Source organism: Agathobaculum sp. Marseille-P7918 (assembly GCF_964248325.1).
In the GTDB taxonomy this organism is placed as follows: Bacteria; Bacillota; Clostridia; order Oscillospirales; family Butyricicoccaceae; genus Agathobaculum.
In genome coordinates, this window is record NZ_CAXTXI010000011.1 from 62,697 (window position 1) to 86,018 (window position 23,322).

Here is a 23,322-nt window from a genome sequence, read left to right on the forward strand (position 1 = left end):
CAGGAAAAGAAAAATTGGTGGTCGCTTATGAGAAAAAAACAACTTACTCTGGAAAAGCGGATTGGATCGCAGCTGTATCTGGTGCTTTTTCTGTATACTGTAATTGGTATCGTGTTGGTATTTGTGCTTCAATTCCTATTTTCTAAATGCAATCATGGAATTTTTATGTGGCTTTACTGGCGCATGGATGCGATTTTTATTCTGTATCTGATCACAGGCTTTGTGTGCATTTTTCATCACTTCTGGAAAAAACCTTGGGGATATCTGGATGAAGTGATTGCTGCAATGCAAATCGTCTATCAGCAGAATGATCACACGGTAGCCCTTTCAGAGCCGCTGAAAGAGCTGGAGAGCCAATTCAATCAAATTAAGATGTCCGTCCTGTTGAGCAAACAGGCGGCGAAAGATGCCGAAGATAAAAAAAATGAAATCATTATGTATCTGGCTCATGACATACGCACGCCATTGACAACCGTAATCGGCTATTTGAGCCTGCTCCATGAAGCCCCGGATATGCCGGAGGAGCAAAAGGAAAAGTATATCAAAGTGGCCTTGGATAAGGCGGATCGCCTCGAAAAACTAATCAATGAGCTTTTTGAAATCACAAAATACAATGCACATACGGTCACGCTGAAAAAAGAAAAAATCGACCTGCATTGTCTGCTTGCTCAGGTCATTGACGAAATATACCCGACGCTGGCGGCAAACGGCAATACAGCAGTTTTTTCGGCAGAGGATGATTTATTTCTCTACGCAGACCCGGAAAAGCTGGCGCGGGTATTCGGCAACCTTTTAAGAAATGCGGCTGCATACAGCTACCCCCATACCGAAATCCATATAACAGCAAAAAAGGTTGACCGTAATGTTCAAATCACTTTTCGGAATTGCGGAAAGACCATTACGCCGGAGCAGCTGGACGGCATATTTGAAAAATTCAATCGTTTGGATGAAGCCCGCCTTTCCGATACGGGAGGCGCCGGACTCGGCCTCTCGATTGCAGAAGAAATCATCCATCTGCATGATGGCACAATCACGGCTTCCAGCGAAAACGAAACCATTTCTTTCGTCATTACATTGCCCTGCGCTCATTAGGAAAAGCAACGCACAATCTTAGGAATTGCTTAGGAATTTTCACGCACAATCTTTGAGATGAAACTGCCCTTGTTCGGTACAATGGTTACTGAACAAGGGCAGTTTTTGCCGCATCGAAAGGAGCAAACCTATGGAATTGAAATTGGAACACATCAGCAAGCAGTTCAAAGACAAAACCGCAGTTGATGATGTCAGCCTTACCTTGACAACCGGCGTGTGGGGTTTATTGGGGGCAAACGGAGCCGGCAAAACTACACTCATGCGCATGATCGCAGATATTATGCCCCCCACCGGCGGAAGGATTTCTTTTGACGGCACGGATATTCGCAAGATGGGGGCGGCGTATCGGAATATCTTTGGATTTCTGCCGCAGGAGTTCGGCTATTCCCGTGATTTCACCGTCAAGGACTATCTGGAATATGTTGCAGCCTTGAAAGATGTCCCGCCCAGAGAAACCACAAAGAAAATCAATTATCTGCTGGATATTCTCACACTCTCCGATGTGAAAGGGAAAAAGATCGCCAAACTATCCGGCGGGATGAAGCGCCGCGTAGGTATTGCACAGGCCATGCTCAATGACCCCAAAATTCTTGTCATGGACGAACCTACGGCGGGTCTTGACCCCGGAGAGCGGGTGCGGTTCCGCAACTTTATTTCCGAGTTTTCTCATGACCGAATCGTGCTGATCTCCACCCACATTGTTTCCGACATTGAGTATATCGCAACCCGTAATGCGATTATGAAAAACGGAAAAATCATTGACGTGGGAACAACAACCGAGCTGGTAAAACAGATTGAGGGCAAGGTGTGGGGCTGCGTGGTTCCGGCGCAAAAGATGATGGAATATGAAATGCGCCTGCGGATCATCAACCAGCGCGGTGAGGCCAACAATCAAGTGTCTATCCGCTATCTTGCGGATGAGCCGGAAGTGGAAGGTTCTTCTCCCGCAGAGCCGCGTCTGGAGGACTTGTACTTGTGGCTGTTCCCGCAAGAAAATGCAGAAAGAGAGGAAAAATGATATGCGTCTGTTCTGTTTGGAAGTAAAACGTGTGCTGAAATCACGGCTCACACGCATCCTGTTAATCATAGCTTTTGTTCTGTCTCTTACTACGGCCTATCTTCCGATCACCTTTGAATTCATCAATCAGCCTAATCCCGATGGAAGCAAAACCATGCTGGACGGAATCGCGGCAATCGAGTATAAGCGTGGGCTATATGCTGCTGTCAACGGCGAAGTCACCCCGAAAAAGGTGAGCGAGGCGCTTACAACATATCAAAATCTGGTAAATGAATATGGGCCGGTAGAGGACGACGCTTTTCCTTTGTCTGTCAATATTGCGCAAATTGTTCCGATCCGCCCACTGCTGAAAGCATTGCCGGAACTATATGCTGACCCACTGACCGGAATGGGCGCTGACCTCATGGAAATTGACCCAGCGGATGTCGCGCAAACCTACTACCAGCGTTGCGTGACCCACCTGACCGATGTGATGAACAACGAGCAGCGCAATCATCCGGCGGCACAGCAGCAGGCCGTAGATCAGTATACAGAAGTTGATACACCGTTCTATCTCCATGCCGGTCTTTCCAAGGATGCGTTTGACTACATTGAGCTTTATCTTCTCATCCTAACCATTTTGTGTGTCGCTATAACGGCTCCGGTTTTTTCCGGTGCGTATCAAAACGGGGCGGATAGCATCTTGCGCTGCACAAAGCATGGTCGGTTGAAACTGGCAGTTACAAGAATACTGGCCGCTTGCACGATCTCAGGCGTGACATTTGCTGTCGGAATGACGCTGCACCTGCTCCTCTCAAATCTGGTGTTTGGTACAGATTGTTTGGAAACCTCCATGCAAATGCTGTTTTCCATTATCAACCTGCCCAATATCAATTTGGGACAACTGCAAATCTGCCTTGCACTGGCGGGGCTGCTGTCCATTGTCAGCTGCGTTTGCTGCACTCTTTTCTTATCCGCCAAGTGCAAAGATGCGCTGTCGGTGCTGCTGATCTCCATTACGGTAATCCTTGTCCCGATTTTTGCTTACACGGCACTGGGTGTAAATTGGATTTCCGCCATTCTCCCCTCTGCGGGTGTCGGGATGCAGAACAACTTCCTGTATCAGCTTATCAACTTTAATTATCTGCATATCGGCGGCATGAGTTTCTGGACACCGCATGTGATTCTGATTGCCACCGCAGCTGAAATACCTGTTTTCCTGTTCCTTGCGGTTCGCTGCTACTGCAAACATCAGGTGGCATAGTTGGGATTCTTCCCAACAGCATTTGAATACGGCATCAAGTATTCCAATGCCGGAAACCATTTTTGTAGTTATGCCCGAATATCCACGCTGGCTGTACCGGCATTGAGTTGTGTTTGAACTTGTGCGGCAGCTTTCATCTCTGCACGGGCTGCTTTATATGCTTCTGCATATACTCTGGTGGACGCATCAATCAGTTTTGTTTCTGCTTCGGTTTGAATTTTAGTCCAAGTTCCGTCACAGGTTTGCGCCGCAATCATTTCTCCGTTGGGGGCATACACTTCAGCCGTGGGATGAAGCCCTCCCACATAGGCTTTCATAGAATAGCCCCCAAACAGATTTGCCAAAAGTGTGCCATATTGGCTCGACGCCTTTCGAATAAATGCAATCGTTTGAGCAATTGACTTGAAACGGTCAGGGGAGACGGTCTTTCTCATATGGGAAAGGCTGTACTGAACATAATCTTCTGACATATAGACACCAGCTTTGGCGTCTTTTTTCGCTTGTTCTTGAATCCCCGCTATGTAGCTATCCGTCATGGCGTTTTCAGCCTGCTTTTGAGCGGACATCTGAATTTGTGGCGTCTCGCCCCACTTGGTTGTCTCACTGCTCCCTAAGCCACCAATTTTTATTTATACTCCCTCCCAGCATATTTTAGTTCGGTTAGATACAAATTCTATTTATACAATGTCCCTCACGGGCGTTCTCTTTTCCTGTCCTCATATATAATTACGAAAGAGATAACATAAATAGGGGCACCTAGTCAGGAAATTTTTTATATTTTCTGCCATTGTTTTCAGTTCGCTCATTTCAATATTGCCGTATAGGTTATAAATCATATTATCATCCATCCAAGCAATGCTGCTATCGCTATTTTTTGTATTGAAATATGCTTCACAGCCGTTGATGGTTCCCTCCCGATAATCAGAATCTTCTGTATCAAGAATCATGTCGTGTTTCCCATTCACAACAAGAGTTTCCGTCAATTCAAAGAAGTGATTTTGGTTATCTTCGTAGGAGATGCGCCGTTGTACCGCATCTTACGTTCAAAAGACTTGGAGTAAATAACGGCGAGGAGTTCTTCAGTAGAAGGAAGGGTTTCAAGGCAAATATTACGAGCCTCGGCTGCGTGTTGAAACAGCATTTCATCTGTAATTTTCATACAGTCATTCCTCCCGTTCTTCTAAAATTTGTTTCAGTCTCTTCTTGGCTCGCTGAATTGTCTTATGCACATTTTCCAGTGACATAGACATGATTTGTGCTGCTTCTTCCTCGGAAAAGCCATTATCATATCGAAGCAGCAATACTTCCCAATACTTTGCCGGAAGTGCGGCTATGGCAAAGGCGATACTCATTTTTCTTTCCGTGATTTCAAGTTCGCTTGGTGAAAAAACAGAAAACCGTTCCTCATCCAGAGGCTCTAAAAACCGTTTCTTGTGCCGACGATAGAGATCAATCGCTGTTTTCTCAGTAACGATAACGATTAGGTTCTTTGTTTTGGGGGACTTTGGACTTTCAATTTTTCCGATTATTTTTATAATTTTCAGAAATGACTCATGTACCACATCTTCTGCATCTTGCTGATTATGCAAAATTCCATTGGCTACATAGAACATCAAGTCACGATATTCCAGATAGAGTTGCTCAAACTTTGACTTCTCTTCTGGAGCTTCCATTATTCTTTTCGCAACTTTTCTTTTCCCTTCATCCCCTTTTTATCCAATAAAAAAAGACCCAACGCACTTTCCATGCCTTGAGTCCTCGCTTTTCTTTTCCCGGTTTTTATGCGTTTTTCCCGGACATTATGCCGGTTTTGTGAGGGAGGTTAACAGGGAGTTCAAGGCAAAATGCTTATTCGATTTTTTTATAGTTCGGGGGTGCGGACAAAAATCTGTCTGCACCCCCGAACCGGTTATTTATATTCCATCGTTCTATCGAATATAAAATATTTTAATACAATTTAATACGACATCAATTCAACTTTTTACCTGTCTTACCAGACAGCCTATGACTCAATCCTTCATGTTGGCAACCAAATCTGCCAAAGCCTCCACAGCCTCCTTCTCATCCTCGCCTTCAGCAAAGATGGTGGCTTTTTCGCCTTGTGCCAACCCCAAAGTCATCAACATAATGATGGACTTTCCGTTCGACTTTTTCCCATCACCTGCGCGCTGTATATAGATGTTCGACTTAAACTTTCCTGCAAGAGTGACAAAAGCAGAAGCAGGCCTAGCATGAAGTCCAGTGGCATTGACCACAGTGATTTCTTTGCTACACATATTATCTAAGCACTCCTTTACTTTACATCTTCAGTCCGTGTCTTTTTTCTATAGCGCACCTCAAAGAAAGACATGAGAGCGAAAGCTGCAATAATTATCACAATACCAAAGATTGGATTCTTCATAATTGTCATAAGAGTCATTGCGTCAATACAATCGTGTCCAGTACCTTCCGCTCCAACAGAAGCAAAGTGACCAAACAACGAGTATGTAAAACCCGAAAAGACAATTAACTCCAGACCATAAATAAAACCAGCAACCATGGCGCCGATGCGTCCGCCTCTTGAGTTACCCATAATACCAGCAACGCCCCCTGTAAAGAAAGCGCCGATAATGGAAACCAATGGAACCACACCGAACAGGGCCGAGGAGACAAACATGCCAACAATCATGCCGGCAGTGGCAAAGATAAAGCCCAGCATCAGAGAATTTGGGGCAAAGCCAAACAAAGCCGGAACATCCAGTGCGGGAATCGCATTAGGAACCAACTTATCTGCGATACCCTTGAAAGCCGGTACCAGCTCTCCAAGGAGCATACGCACACCTTGAAGGAGGATCAGTACGCCTGCGGTAAAGCCAAGCGCCTTAAGCAGACCGAAAACCAAATAGTTTGCTTCGCCAGCGTACTCAGCAACTGACTCAGGGCCGGCAAAAATTACAACCAGCATATAAAATACAAACATGACAATAGCAATGGACATGGATGTATCCTTAAAGAACTTCAAGCCCTCTGGCAGCTTCATATCCTCCGCGCTCTTGCTGTTACGCCCAACCAGACCGCCGATATAAGCAGAGGATACCGTTCCCAGTGTAGTCAGATGGCCAATGGCAATGTCATTGCCGCCGGTAATTCTCCTCACATTCGGCTGGGAAATAGACGGAAGCAGCGTAAGCACGATACCCTGAAGAACAGTGCCAATGCCGATAATCATGGCGCTGCTAAAACCAAACTCGTACAGCGAGAAGGCAATCACCACAGAGCTTATCCACATCATATGACCGGTGAGAAAAATGTACTTCAGTGGTGTAATTCGAGCAAGGAGAATATTTACAAGGAAACCGACACCCATGATGATTGCAGATGTCGATGCAATCACCGGCATGGAATCCTGAATTGCACCGACTACGACCTCAGAGCCGGTGGCAAAACCACTTAATCCAGTCACTTTCTGGAACAGCCCCACAAAGGGGGTAATCTCTTGCGTCAATAGACTGGAGCCTGCGGAAAGCACAAGATAACCCAATGCTGTTTTAACCGTTCCAGATGCAACATCGGGAATTTTTTTACCCTGAGCAATCAAACCAATCAGGGCAACAATTGCCAGAATAATAGCTGGTGTCTGCAGCAATTCAAGGAAGAAATTCAGAACTGCCATAATGCTCCATCCTTTCTCTTTTCGATCAGGTCACCTCATGGCTATCGAGGTATGCTTTTAGTTTCTCTTTTACTTCTTCTTTGTTAACAACATTGGTAACAAAAATTACATTGTCACGCCCGGCAAATCGGCTCTCAAAGTCTTGCGAAGTCACTATGAGGTCAGCATTTCTACTATCCACAGTTCCTGCATCCCAGTGCTCAATATCGTGATCAGGCTGTCCCAGTTCTTTCATCGCCTTGTCCACTGTCATCTTCAGAATCAAGCTGGAACCCATTCCAAGTCCACACACACAAACGATATGCATATTCCCTCCTTTTTCCACATTGCATATGGATTTAATCCACAATGCTTTGTGGCTTCCGCTCTTTCGGCGGCGGCAGCCGATTTTTGACTCTTACAGACAAGAAATCATTTTGCTGTACTTTTCAATGTACTCCGCGTTGATTGCGTCTCCCTTGTCAAGGTTGGAACTGACATAGATCGGAGGCGTGCAGCCGGCATTCACACAATTCTCAACTGTCTGCGCCACGATAGACTCCATCACAGCCATTCCCAAAACTGTGGAAGTACCACAGAAATGCGGTTCAAGACCATCCATCGACAACGCCGCATCACCGCTGACACACTTTATATCAATCACCACGTCAGCCACATCCATTAAATTTTTTCCGCTAGAGTGTCTGGAAGTGGTGCTATTTGCAAACTGTCTTGAAGTCAGCGCTACAACATTCATTCCGTTCTTCTTTGCCTCCAACGCCATATCTACTACCCCAGCATTTCGACCGGAAATGGACACGATGATCATTGTGTCCCTGGGATCTGTGTCCTCCAATGCAAGATACTGCCCGCAAAAACCTTCAATCCGCTCCTGAAGGGTACTCAGCTTAGCGCGAGGAAACAGTGCCAGATGAGGTATCAGCAACGCGTTGACCGGCACCAACCCTCCAGCTCGATAAAATACCTCCATGGCAAACATTTGAGAGTGTCCACAGCCGAACACATGGATAACACGACCACTACATACCGACCTGGCACAAAACTCTGCCGCCTTTTCGATGTTCGCTGACTCCTCGTCAAATTGCTGGGCAAGCTGTTGCGTAATGACATCGCGATATTCTAAGTACTTCATTCCATTCGCGCCCCTTCCATAATTTTTTTCAAAATCTCAGATTTGCTTCCATGGTTGCGTAAAAGAGATAAGAACTCCTCGTCCAGCAGGAAGCCGCCAAGCTCTCGCATAAGTTCCAAGTGGCTTTCGTTATCGATCGCCGCAAAGACGATGGCTGCCTTTATGCGCTTTTCCTCCAGGTATACCGGATCCCGCAACAACACTAGGCTCATGGATATCTTTTTGACCCCCGCCTCAGGGCGACCATGAAAAAATGCCAGATCATCCACCATGACCATGTATGAGCCAAACTCCTTGACCGTGTCCTTTATCGATTGCGCGAATGCAGGCTCAACGCTGCCTTGCTCAACCAAAAGGCCGGTTCCTACATCTACTACTTCCTCCCAACTACTGCACACTACATCATCCAGAAAGGTCTTATCGGTGATTAAATCACTTATCATTTCTTGTTCCTCCTTCCGATGGTTTTATATTGTCACATTTATAGAATTTATTCAAGTTTTTTCGACATTTTATGTCCATTTCGACAATGGTATGCATATTTCATGCATACCAAATAGTTACAGGTTTATTTTATTGACTCCATATTTTGTGGTTGCTATAATTTATTTAAGGGAGAAGGGGGTATAGATATGGAGAATCTCCCGCTGTATCGTGAAATATATTATGATTTACGCAACAAAATTAAAGATGGTACATATTCAGAGAACAATTCATTACCGGCAGAACGGGTGCTATGCAAAATGTATCGTGTGAGCCGCTCCACCATCCGTCGGACACTGGACGAACTTCAAAAGGAAGGGTACATTGTTAAAGCACAGGGAAACGGAAACTTCATAAAGCCAAAGATCTTTGAACAAAAGCTTACAAAATTTCACTCCTTTGCTGGAAGCCTGAACGAACAACATATACTTATCCGCAACCAAATCCTTTCCTATGAGCTAATTGACACAGATCGATATTTGGCATCACTGGATATAATTAATCAATGCACACCACCTGCATCGCGCTGGCACAAGTTGACAAGACTTCGCTCGGCGGAAACTTATCCTCTGATGATTGAGACAAGCTATCTGCTACAAAGTCGTTTTTTATCACTTAAGCCAGATGTTTTGGGCGATGGTTCACTATATTCGTATCTGGAAACATACTACGATATGGAGATTACCGATGCATATGAAACGCTTTCACCATTACTGCCTACGGCAAAGGAACGTCTGCTACTGCAAATTCCAACTCATATGCCGTGTATGCTTTGTGAGAGATTTTGTTATGAACAGGAGTACATTATAATCGTCCATCGAACCGTAGTTCGAGGTGATAAATTCAAGTTTAAGGCTGCGTACTATACCAAGGATATCATTACCAAAACGGATCAAGATATATAGTCGATATGCAGTAAAAAGGCAGTGCATATTCACATCCACGTATGCACCGCCACCTGAATAGCGTTCTGGATCTCATCGACCACGATCACACCAACCGCATGGTTCAGGCAGATGATTTTCACCTGTGTCACCAGCGCACTGGCAGACAACCGGCTCTGTTTGGCAGCAAACCGAAAATACTCCGACCCGATTGCACGATCCACCGCTGCAATAATGCTGTATGCCAGTGTTTTCACCGAGCAGTCGGACGGGCACTCGACAAACAGATGCAGGATCTGCTTTTTGTAGAACGGCTTGCCGTTGTATTCGCTGTGGGTCACGCACTGAGGAATCAGGGACAAGCACCGCCGGACAGTGGAGCTCTTGCCGACGCCCGGAACGCCCAGAATCGAACCACTCTCCGCCTCTGTTGCGAAGCTGGAAACGCTCTCCTGCCGCAGTCCCTGTATCTGGCGGATCGTGTCCAGCATGGTTATAGTCAGATAGGTGGTGCGGATTGCGCGAAGCAGCAGATCATAAACCGTATACATATAATCCATTGGCACAAACAGCTCACCCAGTTTGGCGATGCGGTTGTTCAGCGGCACACCTGCAAAATCGGGTGTGCTTTTGATTTGCTGCACAAAGTCCGCTTTACTCAGTTCTTCGGGTACGCTGTCCAGACAAGGATTGTCCGACATGGTACTTTCCTCCTTTTGCTTTACCGTTTAGATGTAGATGCAATAGTTTGAATTTGTCTTGTCAGATCGACCCGGGCCTGCGTTTCGGCTGCACTGCACTGCTGCTTAGCGTCCTGCTCTGCGGCACGGTATTGCTGTGCTTCGGCATAGGACTGATTGCGATACCGACTGCACGCCTTGGTCAGCGGCAATTTTATATACTCGTCATCCTGCACCAGATACAAAAGATCGGTGCGCTCCGGATCATAAGACACAGTCACTTTCCTGCGCATCAGTTTTTCCAGTAAACTGCGGTACTCCTTTGCCCCGTAATGGAAGCCACGAAAACGCACGCCATGTCGATCTACGGTAGCTTCTCCCTGCGATAATGCCAGCAGTTCGTATTCCTGCGGGTCGAGTTCCAGCAAGCTACTCCGTCCCATCTCAGCAAACCAGCGCCACAAACCAGCTGCGGTAGGTGTCGCATGGTCGCGCAGCATCTCGTCAGTAAGGGGATGGTTTTTCAGCACCCTTGCGCTGTTGAGATAGACGATCGTGTGAATCAGCAGCTTGACATAACCATTCAAGGTAAGTGACGCCTGCTTGCGATAATCGGTTGCCCAGCGTTCCTGCGCATCTGCTTCAATCATGCCCTTACCACGAAGGGCTGCGGTGTAATAGTTCTGAATCAAACTGAAACTCTTTTCCACCAGTCCCTTCTGATCCGGACGGAACGGGGGCAGGCTTTCACGTTCGATGCCGTACCGTTTACAGAGGGTGTCAATTCGAGACCCACAAAACTCCCGGCCACGGTCTGTGATAATCTCTCCCGGCAGTCCTGCGCTCGGCCATTGGTCTGCGGTGATCGTGATGCCGTACTTGGCACAGAACTTTACCTTGTCCTGTGCTGCGTTAGCTATACAGTACAGCACCGCCTGCTCTCCGGTCTCCATGCCCGCGTAAAATCCAGCGATTAGACCAGTGACCGTATCAACTGCTAAATACAGGTTCGGTCTGCCGATCACGGTATTGGGGTCAAGACTGGACACCAGATAGAGGTCTCCCTGTGTGGCATCCATTTGATAGCATCCGATCTGATTTTTCCAGTTCTGCGCGTTGCCGAACAGCATCCGGTAGTTGCGCTGGTAGTTGGTCAGGCCCTCCCTGCTGATCTGCTTCTGGCTGCCCTTGTGCAATCCGTGAGAGTAGTAATACTGCCGGAAGCTACTCCATGTCGGGTGACCTTCCAACAGCTTCCCGTTATCATCCGTAAAGTGCTCAAGCAGCATGCAATCGTACACCGACCGCAAGGACGGACGCTTGGCTGAGTAGTACAGCGTTTCGATGGCCTCCTGGAAAGTACGCTGGATATTGGTTTGCTTACCAAAATGGCTTTCTCGCGGTTTGCGCATTAGACTGCCCTACGCCAGATACAGCAGGTATAGCTGGTAGATCCGTCTCGGCGTGGTATGGTACTTTTCTGCAATCTGCTCAGATAATTCCTTTCGCCGTTTGTAATCTGAAACGCAGTACAGATCATCGATCATTGGTTGCAACATGGCAGTCTTTTTCGTTTCTGCTTTGCTGGGTTTTCGTTTCGCATCTGTACTTTTCAGATACCGTTTGGGAGCAGGCACACGTTGACAGACCTCCATCTGTACAGCAGACAGAAACTGCGGCCGCTGCGGGTTCTCGAACCGAATCACCCAGCAGCCGTCTGTTTCCTGTCTCAGCACATGATAGATCTCCTCCAGCACCTTGATAAACATGCTCATTCCTCCATTACCAGTTTCCAATCCTCGATGCCCTGTGCTTTCCAGTACCGACGAGACAGCTCAAGCTTTTCCACATAGGCGCGCTCATGTAACTTTCGTTTCAAGATCATCTCCCGGATACCGATATGTCCGTCTGTGAAGAACAGCTTAAAATCGCTTGTCCAGTCCGTAGTCAGATACGAGCCGCGAATATCCACGCGATCAATCCGACTGAGAAAGGCAGTGTCCCAAGCAATATTGGCTTCGTAGCCGCGCACATCCTCTCGTTCCTCCAACCATTTGGTGTAGTCCCGCGCACCAGCCGAGTGAACACTGCACATCGCTTGGTTCTTTTGGCTGTAAAAGCGGATTTCCCTTGTTCGTCTGCCCTGCTTTTCCATGACGCACCCTCCTCTGGAACACAAAATCTTCGGTTAATTCTTTTAATTACGCTGAGCTTTTTGCGTTTTGCCTCTAAAATCTCAGGATAAATGCTTTATTTAAGCGAAATTATTTTTGCAACCTATCTCCCCTTAAACAATGCATTATTCTTGATTATCAGTTATAATCCCAACAAATTTTCGCAATCTATCTTAACACCGCGAAAATATGCTATTCAAAATCTCACGGTAATTGCAATTATCCTTAAATTTCTCCCCACGCTTCTCGAGCTACTTGATGCCATTGTACACCGCCTGAGTGCACGCTACATATCGCTTGGTTCTTTTGGCTGTAAAAACGGATTTTCCATGTTCGTTTGCCTTGCTTTTCCACGACGCCCCTCCTCTGGAACACAAAATCTTCGAATAATTCTTTGAATTACGCTGAGCTTTTTGCGTTTTGCCTTCAAAATCTCCGCATAAATCCGTTATTTACGTAAAATAAATTTCCGAACTTTTGACAATACAAACTACCCTTAAACCAGTGTTTTAGTCTAAAATTTGTAATATTTCTGCTGTTACCTTTCTTCTATCTATCTCGAAAATCTTCGCATAATTGCAATTACCCTTAAACTCCCTGTTATTATCCCTGCGAAAACAAGCAATTTTTCGGTTAAAAACGCACTTTTTGGCCGTTTAATCCGGATTCTTCTCACAAACTCCGTCCAATATCTGTAAGGAACTGTAAACTCCGAATAATTGCGTGACGCGGGATTCGGAACTTTTCTATTCTTAATGCGCCCCATTTGTCCCATTCTCTTCCATTCCAAACCCATTCCGTTCGATCTGCTCCAATTCCTCCCTTTTCCATTCCGTCTCACCTAAAACAGGCCGATTGTCTCTCTAAAAACGACATTTTTTCTTTTTGCTCGTTTTTCATTTTCCCTCTTTTTGCAACTTTTCTTCCCCTTCCATTCCCCTTTTACCCAATAAAAAAAGACCCAAAGCACTTTCCATGCCTTGAGTCCTCGTTCTTCTTTTCCCGGTTTATGCGCTTTTTTCCCGGACATTATGCCGGTTTTGTGAGGGAGGTTAACAAAAATCACTGTTATTATCCCTGCAAAAACAAGCAATTTTTCCATGAAAAGTTCTACCGATTTTCTGATTATCTTTTCATATCTCCGCAAATGCTGGAAAGGCTTGTTATATCAAACATTTCCAGCATTTTGCGTTTCGGAAGATACCCCGCATATCATGGCATTTCGGAGCCTCATTTGGCATTGGAAAGTAGTAAAACCGTAGTAGAAACAGCGGCTTACTACTATGCCGCCAGCCTGTCCATCGCCGCCTTTGCGGAAGCATAATCCGCATGAGCGTAATAGTTCAGCGTCATGGTGATGTTGGAATGTCCCATGATGTACTGCAAGTCTTTGGGGTTCATCCCAGCGTGGGCAAGGCGAGTGCAGAATGTATGGCGCATGGTATGGGGTGTGATGTTCGGCAGTGCCTCCTCAGGCTTGTGGTTCTTGTTGTACTTCCTGACAAGCCCCTGGAACATGCTCTCGTAACAGGACGCCGTTTTGGGAAGGCCGCTCTGGTTAAGGAACAGGAAGTTGGTGTAGCCCCCGATATTGACCGGGGCGGCTTTGCCTCTGCTCCTCACAGCCCGCTTCAACGCCTGGTAGACCTTCTTGCTCATGGGGATCTGCCGCACACCCTTTTTGGTCTTGGGTTCGTCCACATAGTAGCCGAGCTCGCTGTCCCGCAGGAGTTGATGGTCCACATGGATGCAGCGGTTTTCAAAATCCAGGTCCGTTGTCAGGCCGCACAGCTCGGAAACACGGAGACCGGTCCCCAGCAGGATGATGATCTCATCACAATACTTCCGGTAGACCGGGTCGCTGCCGGCGAAGGCCAGGAGGCGGTCCTCCTGCTCCTGGGTCAGCGCGGCTTTTTCCTCCGTGTCATCCTCCAGGACATCGGCGATGGCAAAGTTGAACGGGTTTTTGCGGATGCAGTCATCCTCAATCGCTGTGTAGAAGGCGGCCTTCAAAGACCGTTTCCAGTTGCTGATGGTCTTGTAGGCGTACCCCTTCTCACTCATCCTGATGGTCCATTCCTTGGCATCCGACAGCTTCACACTGTCAATGCTCCGGGAACCCAGGGGGTCCTCTTTCAGAGCGGACATCAGGTATTCCCGGCCCTTCTCGGTGCTCCGCTTGACATTCTTCCGATGGCTGTTCTGCCGGGCGTAAAGCTGGCAGACCGTCATCTTCTTACCGATGGTGTCGATCCCATCGTTCAGGTCCCGCAGGATCTCCTTGACCTTCTCACGGAGCGAGATGTCATCCCGCTTGCCCGTGGGGGTCTTGTCAGTGGGAACAAGTTTCCAGGCATACACGAATTGAGTTTTACCGCAGGCGTCCGTGTACTTGTAAGCGTATCTTCCGTCTTTTCTCTGGCTCTCTCCAGTCCTTAAAATTCGACCTTTGCTATCGCGTCTTTTCTCTGACATGATGTAAAGCTCCCTTCCATCGCTGGAATGAGCCTCGATACGCTACCATTATTATACCGCGCCCTTGGCCCATTGTCAGCCGGCTTCGTTAAATGACCTCCAGTTCGTCGATGACTTTCTCAAACTGCTTTCGCTTGATCTGGAGGCGGTTGCCGTTCATAATGAGCCAGTTTGCGTTAGGGTTTTCCTCGGCTAACCTGCGGAGCTTCTTTTCCCCAATACGGAAATATCTGGACGCCTCCTCGATGGAGAGCGTGTATTTTTGCCAGATAGGAATATCGTTCGTGTTCAAATACAACACCTCCTAAAAATTTGCGCGTCCCCTTTCAGAGGACGGTGTTGCAAAAAATAAGAGGCAGAAAACGGATGGCTGCTGGCACAGCTCCACGGGAATTTCACCCCGGCCCATGCTGATGGGTGCGGCGCACGATGCTTTGCGGGCGTCCAATGCGCGAGTCTCATTATCCTGCCTGCATATCATCGCCCACAGGTTGCCACACCTGTTTTACGACCCGGTTTTGTCGCTCTCCTGTTTAGCAGGGGTCCCGTCCTGCGGACTTACAACAGGGTCATGGCGCACCGGCCGACCGGCTCCACGCAGACAGATCGTATCCGTCTGCCTTATGCTGCGCCGGAGGCCTCCCGCCGGGCTTTCTTTGTCAAGGAGCTATAACGGGACTCCGCGTGGAAAGGGGAACACGCAGCGCCCGGCCCTGGATCAGCTCAGGTCAAAATCCAGGATAGAAATAATCAGCTTTGCTTCCAGCCGACCGCGCAGATCTTCGTCCACCTGGGGACGGGGATAGCCGTCAGGGCCATAGCTCGTCCGTGTAGACAGTGCGGCGATGTAGCCGGAGTAATGCCAGACTACCCGGTTCACCGCTTCGGGGTCGCCTCCGACAGCGGCGGCGATCACCGGGTAAGGGATCAGCGATGCCCGCGTGCGCGCAGATTTAGTCATCCGCTTCACCTCCCATCAGCTCTGTCAGCAGCCGATAGGCTTTATGCCTGCGGGTATTGACCGTCCGGCGGGGCATGTTTATGTACCTGGCGATCTGTGCGTCGGTCATCCGCAGGAACCAGTGCATCATAAAGATTTCCCGGTCCTCCTGGGACAGCCCAAGAAGCGCCTCGGCCAGCCCGTCGTCCTCGATCAGGATCACGGCCCCTCCCACAGGGAAGGTCGTGTATTCCCACGGGTAGCGATCATATACCGCAAGCTGGGCCATTTCTGCCTCGGACAGTTCTTCCAAAGATGTGAAACGCTTCTGGCGCCGGCTGATCTGGCGATAGCCGTTGCACGCCTCGCATTTCAGCACCTTCTTGCAGTAGCTGTCAAAGGCGTACTGCTTGTGCTCGTAGTGGCGGTCAGGTTTCAAGTTCTCACCTCCCTTCGTGCCGGGAGGCAATTCTTTTCTTCCCCTTTCGCTCACTACTCGTTCACGAGAGGTCCTGTTTGGCTGGTTTTCGGGATCTATCTGAAAAAATTTTTTGCCGCTCATACTTGGCTCCTTTCGTTTCGTTCAGGTTGACAGGCCGGAACGAAACGGGGCGGGGAGCGGCAGCCCACGCCCAGGCGCAGGCGGTCACGGGGACGGGCTTTGTTGGATATGAGCTGCAGTATATAAAAAGCGAGCCATAACTCACTTTCATGAGCATGGCTCGCTGCTGCGTTATTGGAATATTTTTCGTAGTGGCATGGGCGTCCGCCGCATAAGCGGTAAACCCCGCCTTATTTTGACCTCCTTTGTGTTGGCGCTCTCATCCATATCTCCCTTTACTCCGAAATATGAGTTATAACTCACTTTACATGAGTTCTATGGTTATTTATATGAGCGGAAGCACACCCTACAATGATGTAGAGGTGATGTGTAGTGAACAGTCCGCTGGATCTATTTGCATGGAAGGTGCGGTCAGAACGGAAGCGCCAGCATCTGACGCAGAAGCAGTTAGCTGAACGCCTCGGTATGAACCCCCGCACGATCATAGATTTGGAGACCTGCCAGAGTAATCCGAAATTTGAAACGGTGGTCCTTGTCGCCAAAGAACTGAATATCAGCGTGGACGCCGCCATCTTCCCGGAAATGGTAAATCAGACAGTCTCGAAAACAGTTGTGGACTTCTTTGCCGGGAAAAGCGAAGCAGAGATCGAAAAATTTATCGCGCTCTGCAAACAGGCGGAAACCTTCCAGAAAGACGAGTAACGCGGTCGGGTTCGATGTGCCCGGCCGCGTTACTGTTTTACCCGTCTGCTATGCGGGCATATCATTCTTTTTTTGTTTTATAGGCATCGCGCAGATGCTCGAAGGATTCCTGGCTGATGACATGCTCCATCCGGCAGGCGTCCCGTTCCGCTGTTTCCGGGTCTGCGCCGGCCTCGATCAGCCGGTCGGTAAAGAAGCGGTGCTTTTCGTAGATCTGCTCCGCCACTTCCCGCCCCACATCGGTCAGATGCAGGAAATAGTCGCTGTCCATCGTCAGGAAGCCCCCGTCCCGCAGGGTCACCACCGCATGGCACACGCTGGGCTTTGTGACCTCCAGGTGCCGGGCGACATCCACGGAGCGCACCATGCCCATCTTCTTATGGAGAACAAGGATAGCCTCCAGATAGTCCTCCCCGGACGCATGAAGTTTCATCAGTACCTCCTTATTACGAATTAAACGCTTAACTTCCAATTTGCAGAAGCTGTCTGCAAATCGACCAGTCTACGATATAGGCCATTTTCTTTCATAAGTTCTTCGTGAGTTCCGTTTTCGGCTACAATACCATCTGACAATACAACGATGTTATCAGCAGACTCCACCGTCCTCATTCTGTGAGCGATTATAAGAACCGTCTTGCCTTTTACCAGCCTGGATATTGCGTTTTGAATTTCAGTTTCGTTATCTACATCAAGAGAAGCAGTAGCTTCATCCAGAAGAATAACAGGAGCGTCTTTCAAAAGAGCGCGTGCGATAGAAAGGCGCTGGCACTCACCGCCAGATAGTGTTGAACCATTTTCTCCGATTACCGTCTGATAGCCGTCCGGCAATTTTGAAATAAATTCATCACACTGCGCTGCTTTAGCTGCGGCAACCACTTCCTCGTCCGTTGCGTCCTTTTTACCGACACGAATATTTTCCATGATGGTGTTATTAAACAGCACAACATCTTGAAAAACGATAGAAAAGTTTTTCATCAACATGGTTGAATTTAGCGGAGCAATATCGGTTCCGCCCAACAGTATTCTTCCTCCGTCCAGAGGATAAAATTTGGCTGCCAGTTTTGCGACTGTACTTTTGCCGCCGCCGGACGGGCCAACCAATGCTGTGACCTGTCCCTGTTTTGCAGTAAACGAAACATCCCTCAGTACCGGTTTGCCCTTTTCGTAAGAAAACTGGACATGATCGAATGTAATATCGTACCCGTTTGTATGGATATTCTTCTCGCCGGTTTCTTCCGGGTATTCCTCTATTTCTTTCAAGCGGTTTACCTGAAGCTGTACAGAAAACAGCTCCGCCATATTTGACATCGCCCCGGAAAGTGGATCGTAGAGGCGTGAGGCAGCAATCAAAAACAGGATATAGGTAAACAGAGAGGTATCTCCACTTACCACAAGACTATTACCTACTACAATCACCGTTGCCAAACCGAGCCGTAAAAACATCTGGCCGGTTGTCAGCAGACTTGCCGTTGTCATTTCGGATGAAATCTGTGCTTTTTCCGCAGCATCCATCTTTGCGTCCAATTTGCGAAGATAATCTTCTTCCTGATTGCAAGCCTTTATATCCTGTACGGTTTCCAAGCACTCCTGAATGCCTTCTGCAAGCTCCAGTCTTGCGTTCATGTGCTTTTTGCTGAGTTTTTCCTGCCATTTCCGTGACAGAATAACGATTGCAAATGAAATCGGGGCTACCCAGAGAAGAGCCAGGCCCATTTGCCAGTTGAAAATCAGCAAACCGATACAAACAATCCCCGTAGAGATAACTGCTCCAAAGAATTGCGGAACCGTATGGGAAAATGCGTGCTCAAAGTTTGCACAGTCTCCCATAATAGTGCTTGTCAGGTCAGCAAGATCACGCTGGTGGAAGAAGGTCAGCGGAAGGGTGCGCAATTTTTCCGCAAGACCGATACGCCTCCTTGCGCTTTCGTCATACGTTCCGAGATATGCTGCGGTGTACTGGCAATAATGAAAAATAAAAACAACAGCTAAAATCACAATTCCAATCACAGTGTAAACGGCGGCACTGATCTCTGGCGCACTCGCTCCCAAAACAGGCGCAAGAAGCTGATTGAGGACGATAGCCAGAAGAATAACAGGAAACATAAGGCTGATATTGGCCAGCACCGAATAAACGATCCCTTTTATCAGGTCTTTTGCACCCTGATCGCTTAACGCATACTTCTTTTTTAACGCCTTAATCATGCTGCTCATCCTCCTTTCCGACCTTCCAGGCAATCGAGGTTTGGTAATCCTTCCACATAGAAGAATAAATACCATTTAAGGCTACCAATTCTTCATGCGTACCTCTTTCTGCAATCTGCCCCTCCTTGAACACCAGGATAAGGTCTGCGTCTTGTATCGTAGAGAGCCGGTGGGCAATCATCAGAACCGTTTTGTTTTGGGTCAGCCGCTCAAAAGCGAGCTGTATCTGATGTTCATTTTCGGCATCTGCAAATGCTGTGGCTTCATCCAGTACAATAATAGGGGCGTCTTTTAAGATTGCCCTTGCAAGAGCAATCCTTTGATTTTCGCCTCCTGAGAGATATGTGCCTCCTGTTCCAACGAGCGTATCAAGCCCATCCGGGAGCCGGTCAATAATGTCCTTGCATTGTGCTTCATCGGCTGCTTTCAGGACTTCTTCTCTGGTCGCGTCCGGGCGGGCCGCCTTAATATTATTCAGCAAGGTGTCCTTGAACAAACGGGTATTCTGAAATACGAAAGCAACTCTTTTCATCAGTTCCTGCTTCTCGATATTGCGTACATCCACGCCGCCAATCGTAACAGAACCTGATTGAACATCATAAAATCGGGGAATGAGGCTTGCCGCTGTACTTTTACCACTGCCAGAGGCACCAACGAGCGCCACTGTTTTTCCTGTCGGAACCTCAAAGCTGATATGGTCTAAGGCCTTCTCTTTGGCACCTGGATAGGCGAAGGAAACATCCGAAAACACAATCGAAGCGTCTGCCAGGATCAGGGGCTGTTCCGGCTCCTTCAATGGCTGTTCCTGCAAAATTTCATCCACCCGGTTGACTGCGCTTTTAGCCGCCATAAGCTGCTCGCTGGCAAACATGATACGGTTCATCATAGTTGCACAGACCGGAGTAAACAAACTGTAAAACAGAAAATCCATTACAACATTTTCATAAGCCGCCTGGCCGCTGACCCCGGACAAAATAAACATGGCGACTGGAATAAGTAAAACAAATGTGCCGTTCAGTGTTACTGTAAATCCAGTAAGAGGAATACGGCATTTTAAGGCATACCCGGAAGCAAATTTTTCGTATTCTTCTATTGCAGCGTGAAAATTTTTGAAGGAATAAATAGTCTGCTGAAATACTTTTACAACAGGAATACCGCGAATATATTCCACAGCTTCTTTATTCATCGTTTCCAGTGCAGTCATATACTTGCCCATAAACTGCGCATTATCTCCGCCCATCATCTGTTTTAGAAAGATGACACTGATTCCCATAGGTATCAGGCAGCAAATTCCCAGCCGCCAGTCAAAAAGGAAAATCAAAATAATGACGGCGACCGGCATAACTGCGGCTCCGGTCAGATCGGGAAGCTGATGGGCCAGAAATCCTTCTGTAAGGCCTGCATTATCATCAATGATTTTTCTGAGCCGTCCGCTTGCATTTTGGCTGAAATACCCCAACGGCAGCGTCACGATATGATGGATTGCAGATTTTCTCATATTGGTGGCTGTACGAAACGCCGCCAGATGAGTACAGTTCAGGGCGATAAAATAAATTAAAATGCTTGCTGCCGCAAACACAACCGCCATCCACGCATAATGGGTGCTTTCCGTTGCAAGAGATATATCCCCGGCGGCAAACGCCTGGATTAAATCACGGATAACAAGCCAAATACAAACAAAAGGCAGCATAGATAAAATGGTACTAATCCCGGAGAGGACACATCCCAAAACGGTCAAAGCATGGAATTTCCCTGCATATCCGAACATTCTGGACAGCTCTCCATTTTTTTGCTTCTCCATAAGCAAGGCTCCTTTCGTAGTAATAGACGGGTTAGTAACTTCTAACCCGTCTATTATCATAAAATCATTTAGTTATTTCTGCCACTCCATACAGAGCATATCTATCCAATCAGACACACAACTCATTGACACATCAGACAGGAATATAATCGAGGAAGATTTTCCTGTAATGAGAATGTTTCTACATGACCTTCATCAACAAAATGCAGAACCCGATTACAAGTCATAGCAGCAAATTCATAATCATGGGTAATGATTAAAATGGTCTTTCCTTTTTGCGCCAGAGCTTTCAAATGCTCCGATATTCTCATCATATTTTTGAAATCAAGACCGCTGGTAGGCTCATCCAAAATCAAAACGGGGGTATCTATCCAATCCGATACAGCGAGAGCGAGCCGCTGTTTCTGCCCGCCGGAAAGAGTAGCAGGATGCCGTTCTTTCCATTCAAACAAGCCATATAATTTTAGCAGATCATCGCGTTGCTCCTGGGTACTGCCTTTTCCGTTTAATAGCAGTTCTTCTTCTACGCTGTCCCCAAACAACTGGCAATCTGTATTTTGCATAACAAAGTAGGCAAAATTTTTCCTTTTGCCTTTAGATACCTTTGTCCCGTTATATATGACCTGACCCTCTTTTTCCTTTTGCATACCACAAAGAATATTCGACAAAGTAGTTTTCCCTATTCCGTTATGGCCTACAATCGCAATCAGGTCGCCAGCATACGCCCGAAAAGATATATCGTGGAAAACCGGATGTTTGCGATAGGAAAACGCCAAATCCTTTACCTCCATCGTCATATCTTTTTCTTTTGTAGGGGGAATATCTACTTCAATATGGTGTAAATCTGCCGCCCGTATTCCTATGGCTCGTCTTTTTTCTTCTGGAATAGAGAGCAGTTCTCCCGCCGTCCATTCTTCTTTTATGCTCCCGTTTTCCATATAAAGAAAACGGTCTGCAAGGTCAGTAAGATAATAAAGCCGGTGTTCAGCAACAATGATTGTGTGGCCTTCCGCTTTTAGTCCACCCATCAAATTTTTAAGCGCCTCAACGGAATACATATCCAAATTGGCCGAAGGTTCATCAAACACATAAATTTCCGGGTCAACAGCATTGACGGAGGCCACCGCTATTTTCTGTTTTTCTCCGCTGGACATCGGATAAATTTCTTTCCCCCGCAGCATATCTCCGTTAATACGTTTGATCGCACTTGAAACCCGTCCATCCAGTTCTTCATACGGAACGCCATAGTTTTCACACCCGAACGCAATTTCATCCTCTGTAATACTGGCAAAAAACTGGCTCTTTGGATCTTGAAAGATTGAACCTACTTTTTTCCCGATTTCATACAGAGGATATTCCGATATGCTGCGTCCCAGCAGTGTGACTCGCCCTTTCAGCGTCCCTTCGTAAAATTGTTCAGCTAACCCGTTTATCAATCGTGTTAAAGTTGTTTTTCCGCAGCCGCTCCCGCCAGTCAGAACAAGGAACTCGCCCTTTTTTATATCGAGGCTGATATGATGGATACTTTCTGTTTCGGCTCCCGGATATTCAAAAGATACATCTTCAAACTGGATAACGGATCGCCTTGCTTTATCATTTATCATTATGCTACCGTCCTTTCCAGCACAAAATAGAGTGCGGTTACGCAAACAGCAACCACGCACATAATCCAATCTCTTTTTTGAAATTCTATCTTCCTGCGGCAGGTATGTTTTCCCGGATTGGAAATCCCCCTGCTTTCAGCAGAAGCTGCGAGTTCTTCAGCTATTCTGGATGAACGGAAAATAACAGGCGTAACAATATACTCCATTGCGTCCAAAGGGTGTTTCCATGACAACAGTTTTCGCAGCCGAAGTGAGGCAAACACATCGGAAAATTCACTGCGCACAGTAGGGAAGAAACGCAACATGAAGGTTACGGGCAGGGCAATTCCATCAGGAGCGTGGATTTTCTTAAAAACTGCTACAACTTCTCCCGGCGGCATACCAATCACGGGCTGCGCAGCCATAACCATCATCAAAATACGCAGCACCATGAACAGGAACATTTCCGGCATAAGAATGGTAATGCCCTGTCCTCCTGAAAGCAGCCTCAACACGATAAAAACACCGCAGACGATTAGATATTTTATTGTCTGCCTGCCAAAGCCCTGAATAATCAGATACACGCTCAAAACACCCAAAAGTGTGTATATCAAAATGTCGCTTGTGAGCACCGCCACAAGCGACATAGTGAGAACTATGACAAGCAATTTGGTCCGAAAATCAAATTTCATGCTCATA

28 protein-coding genes are annotated in these 23,322 nt (G+C 47.3%); 5 read left to right on the forward strand and 23 right to left on the reverse strand.

The window, feature by feature from the left end; all coding sequences use genetic code 11:
- Positions 1-27 precede the first annotated feature (27 nt).
- The 3 genes from ACESSO_RS13580 to ACESSO_RS13590 all read left to right on the forward strand — a co-directional run bounded on the left by ACESSO_RS13580 (position 28) and on the right by ACESSO_RS13590 (position 3,353).
- Positions 28-1,092: a sensor histidine kinase gene (locus ACESSO_RS13580; RefSeq protein WP_373166063.1), complete on the forward strand. Its 1,065-nt coding sequence runs from the start codon at positions 28-30 to the stop codon at positions 1,090-1,092.
- A 130-nt stretch (positions 1,093-1,222) separates the two neighbouring features.
- Positions 1,223-2,110: an ABC transporter ATP-binding protein gene (locus ACESSO_RS13585; RefSeq protein ID WP_373166064.1), complete on the forward strand. Its 888-nt coding sequence runs from the start codon at positions 1,223-1,225 to the stop codon at positions 2,108-2,110.
- A 16-nt stretch (positions 2,111-2,126) separates the two neighbouring features.
- Complete coding sequence (locus ACESSO_RS13590) at positions 2,127-3,353, forward strand: ABC transporter permease (protein ID WP_373166065.1); 1,227 nt, start codon at positions 2,127-2,129, stop codon at positions 3,351-3,353.
- Positions 3,354-3,421: 68 nt separating this feature from the next.
- On the opposite strand, the gene ACESSO_RS13595 is transcribed toward ACESSO_RS13590, so the two are convergent.
- The 9 genes from ACESSO_RS13595 to ACESSO_RS13635 all read right to left on the reverse strand — a co-directional run bounded on the left by ACESSO_RS13595 (position 3,422) and on the right by ACESSO_RS13635 (position 8,580).
- On the reverse strand, positions 3,422-3,919 hold the full coding sequence (locus tag ACESSO_RS13595; protein ID WP_373166066.1) for a hypothetical protein: 498 nt from the start codon (positions 3,917-3,919) through the stop codon (positions 3,422-3,424).
- Positions 3,920-4,069: 150 nt separating this feature from the next.
- The gene (locus tag ACESSO_RS13600; protein WP_373166097.1) at positions 4,070-4,318 is read right to left on the reverse strand and encodes a DUF4367 domain-containing protein; all 249 of its coding nucleotides are present in this window, start codon (positions 4,316-4,318) and stop codon (positions 4,070-4,072) included.
- 14 nt (positions 4,319-4,332) lie between these two features.
- Positions 4,333-4,512: a hypothetical protein gene (locus ACESSO_RS13605; RefSeq protein ID WP_373166067.1), complete on the reverse strand. Its 180-nt coding sequence runs from the start codon at positions 4,510-4,512 to the stop codon at positions 4,333-4,335.
- Positions 4,513-4,516: 4 nt separating this feature from the next.
- Positions 4,517-5,026 carry an RNA polymerase sigma factor gene (locus ACESSO_RS13610; protein ID WP_373166068.1) on the reverse strand — a complete coding sequence of 170 codons (510 nt, stop codon included), beginning with the start codon at positions 5,024-5,026 and terminating at the stop codon, positions 4,517-4,519.
- Positions 5,027-5,362: 336 nt separating this feature from the next.
- The gene (locus ACESSO_RS13615) at positions 5,363-5,629 is read right to left on the reverse strand and encodes an HPr family phosphocarrier protein (protein WP_373166069.1); all 267 of its coding nucleotides are present in this window, start codon (positions 5,627-5,629) and stop codon (positions 5,363-5,365) included.
- A 17-nt stretch (positions 5,630-5,646) separates the two neighbouring features.
- Positions 5,647-7,005 carry a PTS ascorbate transporter subunit IIC gene (locus ACESSO_RS13620; RefSeq protein ID WP_373166070.1) on the reverse strand — a complete coding sequence of 453 codons (1,359 nt, stop codon included), beginning with the start codon at positions 7,003-7,005 and terminating at the stop codon, positions 5,647-5,649.
- Between the two features lie 25 nt (positions 7,006-7,030).
- The gene (locus tag ACESSO_RS13625) at positions 7,031-7,312 is read right to left on the reverse strand and encodes a PTS sugar transporter subunit IIB (RefSeq protein WP_373166071.1); all 282 of its coding nucleotides are present in this window, start codon (positions 7,310-7,312) and stop codon (positions 7,031-7,033) included.
- A gap of 90 nt (positions 7,313-7,402) precedes the next feature.
- Positions 7,403-8,137: a sugar isomerase domain-containing protein gene (locus ACESSO_RS13630; RefSeq protein ID WP_373166073.1), complete on the reverse strand. Its 735-nt coding sequence runs from the start codon at positions 8,135-8,137 to the stop codon at positions 7,403-7,405.
- Positions 8,134-8,580: a PTS sugar transporter subunit IIA gene (locus ACESSO_RS13635; RefSeq protein WP_373166074.1), complete on the reverse strand. Its 447-nt coding sequence runs from the start codon at positions 8,578-8,580 to the stop codon at positions 8,134-8,136. The genes ACESSO_RS13630 and ACESSO_RS13635 overlap by 4 nt, the downstream gene beginning before the upstream one ends.
- 189 nt (positions 8,581-8,769) lie before the next feature.
- On the opposite strand from ACESSO_RS13635, the gene ACESSO_RS13640 reads away from it, so the two are divergent.
- Positions 8,770-9,525: a GntR family transcriptional regulator gene (locus ACESSO_RS13640; RefSeq protein ID WP_373166075.1), complete on the forward strand. Its 756-nt coding sequence runs from the start codon at positions 8,770-8,772 to the stop codon at positions 9,523-9,525.
- A gap of 29 nt (positions 9,526-9,554) precedes the next feature.
- Here the strand turns inward: ACESSO_RS13640 and ACESSO_RS13645 are convergent, their stop codons facing one another.
- The 9 genes from ACESSO_RS13645 to ACESSO_RS13685 all read right to left on the reverse strand — a co-directional run bounded on the left by ACESSO_RS13645 (position 9,555) and on the right by ACESSO_RS13685 (position 16,335).
- Complete coding sequence (locus ACESSO_RS13645) at positions 9,555-10,205, reverse strand: ATP-binding protein (protein ID WP_373166076.1); 651 nt, start codon at positions 10,203-10,205, stop codon at positions 9,555-9,557.
- A gap of 20 nt (positions 10,206-10,225) precedes the next feature.
- A complete protein-coding gene (locus ACESSO_RS13650) occupies positions 10,226-11,596 on the reverse strand; it encodes a Mu transposase C-terminal domain-containing protein (RefSeq protein ID WP_373166077.1) in 1,371 nt (456 codons plus the stop codon).
- Between the two features lie 9 nt (positions 11,597-11,605).
- The gene (locus ACESSO_RS13655; RefSeq protein ID WP_373166078.1) at positions 11,606-11,953 is read right to left on the reverse strand and encodes a hypothetical protein; all 348 of its coding nucleotides are present in this window, start codon (positions 11,951-11,953) and stop codon (positions 11,606-11,608) included.
- A gap of 2 nt (positions 11,954-11,955) precedes the next feature.
- A complete protein-coding gene (locus ACESSO_RS13660; RefSeq protein ID WP_373166079.1) occupies positions 11,956-12,339 on the reverse strand; it encodes a hypothetical protein in 384 nt (127 codons plus the stop codon).
- Positions 12,340-13,199: 860 nt separating this feature from the next.
- Positions 13,200-13,460, reverse strand: a complete 261-nt coding sequence (locus tag ACESSO_RS13665; RefSeq protein ID WP_373166080.1) for a hypothetical protein — start codon at positions 13,458-13,460, stop codon at positions 13,200-13,202.
- 179 nt (positions 13,461-13,639) lie between these two features.
- Positions 13,640-14,833: a tyrosine-type recombinase/integrase gene (locus ACESSO_RS13670; RefSeq protein WP_373166081.1), complete on the reverse strand. Its 1,194-nt coding sequence runs from the start codon at positions 14,831-14,833 to the stop codon at positions 13,640-13,642.
- A gap of 88 nt (positions 14,834-14,921) precedes the next feature.
- The gene (locus tag ACESSO_RS13675; RefSeq protein WP_373166082.1) at positions 14,922-15,125 is read right to left on the reverse strand and encodes an excisionase; all 204 of its coding nucleotides are present in this window, start codon (positions 15,123-15,125) and stop codon (positions 14,922-14,924) included.
- A gap of 426 nt (positions 15,126-15,551) precedes the next feature.
- Entirely contained in the window at positions 15,552-15,794 is a 243-nt protein-coding gene (locus tag ACESSO_RS13680; RefSeq protein WP_373166083.1) for a helix-turn-helix domain-containing protein, read from the reverse strand.
- Complete coding sequence (locus ACESSO_RS13685) at positions 15,787-16,335, reverse strand: sigma-70 family RNA polymerase sigma factor (RefSeq protein WP_373166084.1); 549 nt, start codon at positions 16,333-16,335, stop codon at positions 15,787-15,789. The genes ACESSO_RS13680 and ACESSO_RS13685 overlap by 8 nt, the downstream gene beginning before the upstream one ends.
- A gap of 372 nt (positions 16,336-16,707) precedes the next feature.
- On the opposite strand from ACESSO_RS13685, the gene ACESSO_RS13690 reads away from it, so the two are divergent.
- Positions 16,708-17,037, forward strand: a complete 330-nt coding sequence (locus tag ACESSO_RS13690) for a helix-turn-helix domain-containing protein (RefSeq protein WP_373166085.1) — start codon at positions 16,708-16,710, stop codon at positions 17,035-17,037.
- Between the two features lie 61 nt (positions 17,038-17,098).
- Here the strand turns inward: ACESSO_RS13690 and ACESSO_RS13695 are convergent, their stop codons facing one another.
- The 5 genes from ACESSO_RS13695 to ACESSO_RS13715 all read right to left on the reverse strand — a co-directional run bounded on the left by ACESSO_RS13695 (position 17,099) and on the right by ACESSO_RS13715 (position 23,321).
- Positions 17,099-17,470 carry a metal-dependent transcriptional regulator gene (locus ACESSO_RS13695; protein ID WP_373166087.1) on the reverse strand — a complete coding sequence of 124 codons (372 nt, stop codon included), beginning with the start codon at positions 17,468-17,470 and terminating at the stop codon, positions 17,099-17,101.
- Between the two features lie 20 nt (positions 17,471-17,490).
- The gene (locus tag ACESSO_RS13700) at positions 17,491-19,239 is read right to left on the reverse strand and encodes an ABC transporter ATP-binding protein (RefSeq protein ID WP_072851187.1); all 1,749 of its coding nucleotides are present in this window, start codon (positions 19,237-19,239) and stop codon (positions 17,491-17,493) included.
- Positions 19,232-21,040: an ABC transporter ATP-binding protein gene (locus ACESSO_RS13705; RefSeq protein WP_072851189.1), complete on the reverse strand. Its 1,809-nt coding sequence runs from the start codon at positions 21,038-21,040 to the stop codon at positions 19,232-19,234. Before ACESSO_RS13705 ends, ACESSO_RS13700 begins: the two co-directional genes overlap by 8 nt.
- A gap of 122 nt (positions 21,041-21,162) precedes the next feature.
- Complete coding sequence (locus ACESSO_RS13710; protein ID WP_072851191.1) at positions 21,163-22,644, reverse strand: ABC transporter ATP-binding protein; 1,482 nt, start codon at positions 22,642-22,644, stop codon at positions 21,163-21,165.
- Complete coding sequence (locus tag ACESSO_RS13715) at positions 22,644-23,321, reverse strand: energy-coupling factor transporter transmembrane protein EcfT (protein WP_071430314.1); 678 nt, start codon at positions 23,319-23,321, stop codon at positions 22,644-22,646. The genes ACESSO_RS13710 and ACESSO_RS13715 overlap by 1 nt, the downstream gene beginning before the upstream one ends.
- Position 23,322: the final 1 nt, after the last annotated feature.

Coding starts and splice junctions, on each gene's coding strand:
- ACESSO_RS13695 (WP_373166087.1), bottom strand. CDS start 17,470: ATGAAACTTCATGCGTCCGGGGAGGACTATCTGGAGGCTATCCTTGTT.
- ACESSO_RS13670 (WP_373166081.1), bottom strand. CDS start 14,833: ATGTCAGAGAAAAGACGCGATAGCAAAGGTCGAATTTTAAGGACTGGA.
- ACESSO_RS13605 (WP_373166067.1), bottom strand. CDS start 4,512: ATGAAAATTACAGATGAAATGCTGTTTCAACACGCAGCCGAGGCTCGT.
- ACESSO_RS13625 (WP_373166071.1), bottom strand. CDS start 7,312: ATGCATATCGTTTGTGTGTGTGGACTTGGAATGGGTTCCAGCTTGATT.
- ACESSO_RS13585 (WP_373166064.1), top strand. CDS start 1,223: ATGGAATTGAAATTGGAACACATCAGCAAGCAGTTCAAAGACAAAACC.
- ACESSO_RS13715 (WP_071430314.1), bottom strand. CDS start 23,321: ATGAGCATGAAATTTGATTTTCGGACCAAATTGCTTGTCATAGTTCTC.
- ACESSO_RS13680 (WP_373166083.1), bottom strand. CDS start 15,794: ATGACTAAATCTGCGCGCACGCGGGCATCGCTGATCCCTTACCCGGTG.
- ACESSO_RS13650 (WP_373166077.1), bottom strand. CDS start 11,596: ATGCGCAAACCGCGAGAAAGCCATTTTGGTAAGCAAACCAATATCCAG.
- ACESSO_RS13685 (WP_373166084.1), bottom strand. CDS start 16,335: ATGAGCGGCAAAAAATTTTTTCAGATAGATCCCGAAAACCAGCCAAAC.
- ACESSO_RS13705 (WP_072851189.1), bottom strand. CDS start 21,040: ATGGAGAAGCAAAAAAATGGAGAGCTGTCCAGAATGTTCGGATATGCA.
- ACESSO_RS13710 (WP_072851191.1), bottom strand. CDS start 22,644: ATGATAAATGATAAAGCAAGGCGATCCGTTATCCAGTTTGAAGATGTA.
- ACESSO_RS13655 (WP_373166078.1), bottom strand. CDS start 11,953: ATGTTTATCAAGGTGCTGGAGGAGATCTATCATGTGCTGAGACAGGAA.
- ACESSO_RS13665 (WP_373166080.1), bottom strand. CDS start 13,460: ATGGAAAAATTGCTTGTTTTTGCAGGGATAATAACAGTGATTTTTGTT.
- ACESSO_RS13645 (WP_373166076.1), bottom strand. CDS start 10,205: ATGTCGGACAATCCTTGTCTGGACAGCGTACCCGAAGAACTGAGTAAA.
- ACESSO_RS13640 (WP_373166075.1), top strand. CDS start 8,770: ATGGAGAATCTCCCGCTGTATCGTGAAATATATTATGATTTACGCAAC.
- ACESSO_RS13580 (WP_373166063.1), top strand. CDS start 28: ATGAGAAAAAAACAACTTACTCTGGAAAAGCGGATTGGATCGCAGCTG.
- ACESSO_RS13610 (WP_373166068.1), bottom strand. CDS start 5,026: ATGGAAGCTCCAGAAGAGAAGTCAAAGTTTGAGCAACTCTATCTGGAA.
- ACESSO_RS13635 (WP_373166074.1), bottom strand. CDS start 8,580: ATGATAAGTGATTTAATCACCGATAAGACCTTTCTGGATGATGTAGTG.
- ACESSO_RS13660 (WP_373166079.1), bottom strand. CDS start 12,339: ATGGAAAAGCAGGGCAGACGAACAAGGGAAATCCGCTTTTACAGCCAA.
- ACESSO_RS13700 (WP_072851187.1), bottom strand. CDS start 19,239: ATGATTAAGGCGTTAAAAAAGAAGTATGCGTTAAGCGATCAGGGTGCA.
- ACESSO_RS13630 (WP_373166073.1), bottom strand. CDS start 8,137: ATGAAGTACTTAGAATATCGCGATGTCATTACGCAACAGCTTGCCCAG.
- ACESSO_RS13620 (WP_373166070.1), bottom strand. CDS start 7,005: ATGGCAGTTCTGAATTTCTTCCTTGAATTGCTGCAGACACCAGCTATT.
- ACESSO_RS13595 (WP_373166066.1), bottom strand. CDS start 3,919: ATGTCCGCTCAAAAGCAGGCTGAAAACGCCATGACGGATAGCTACATA.
- ACESSO_RS13615 (WP_373166069.1), bottom strand. CDS start 5,629: ATGTGTAGCAAAGAAATCACTGTGGTCAATGCCACTGGACTTCATGCT.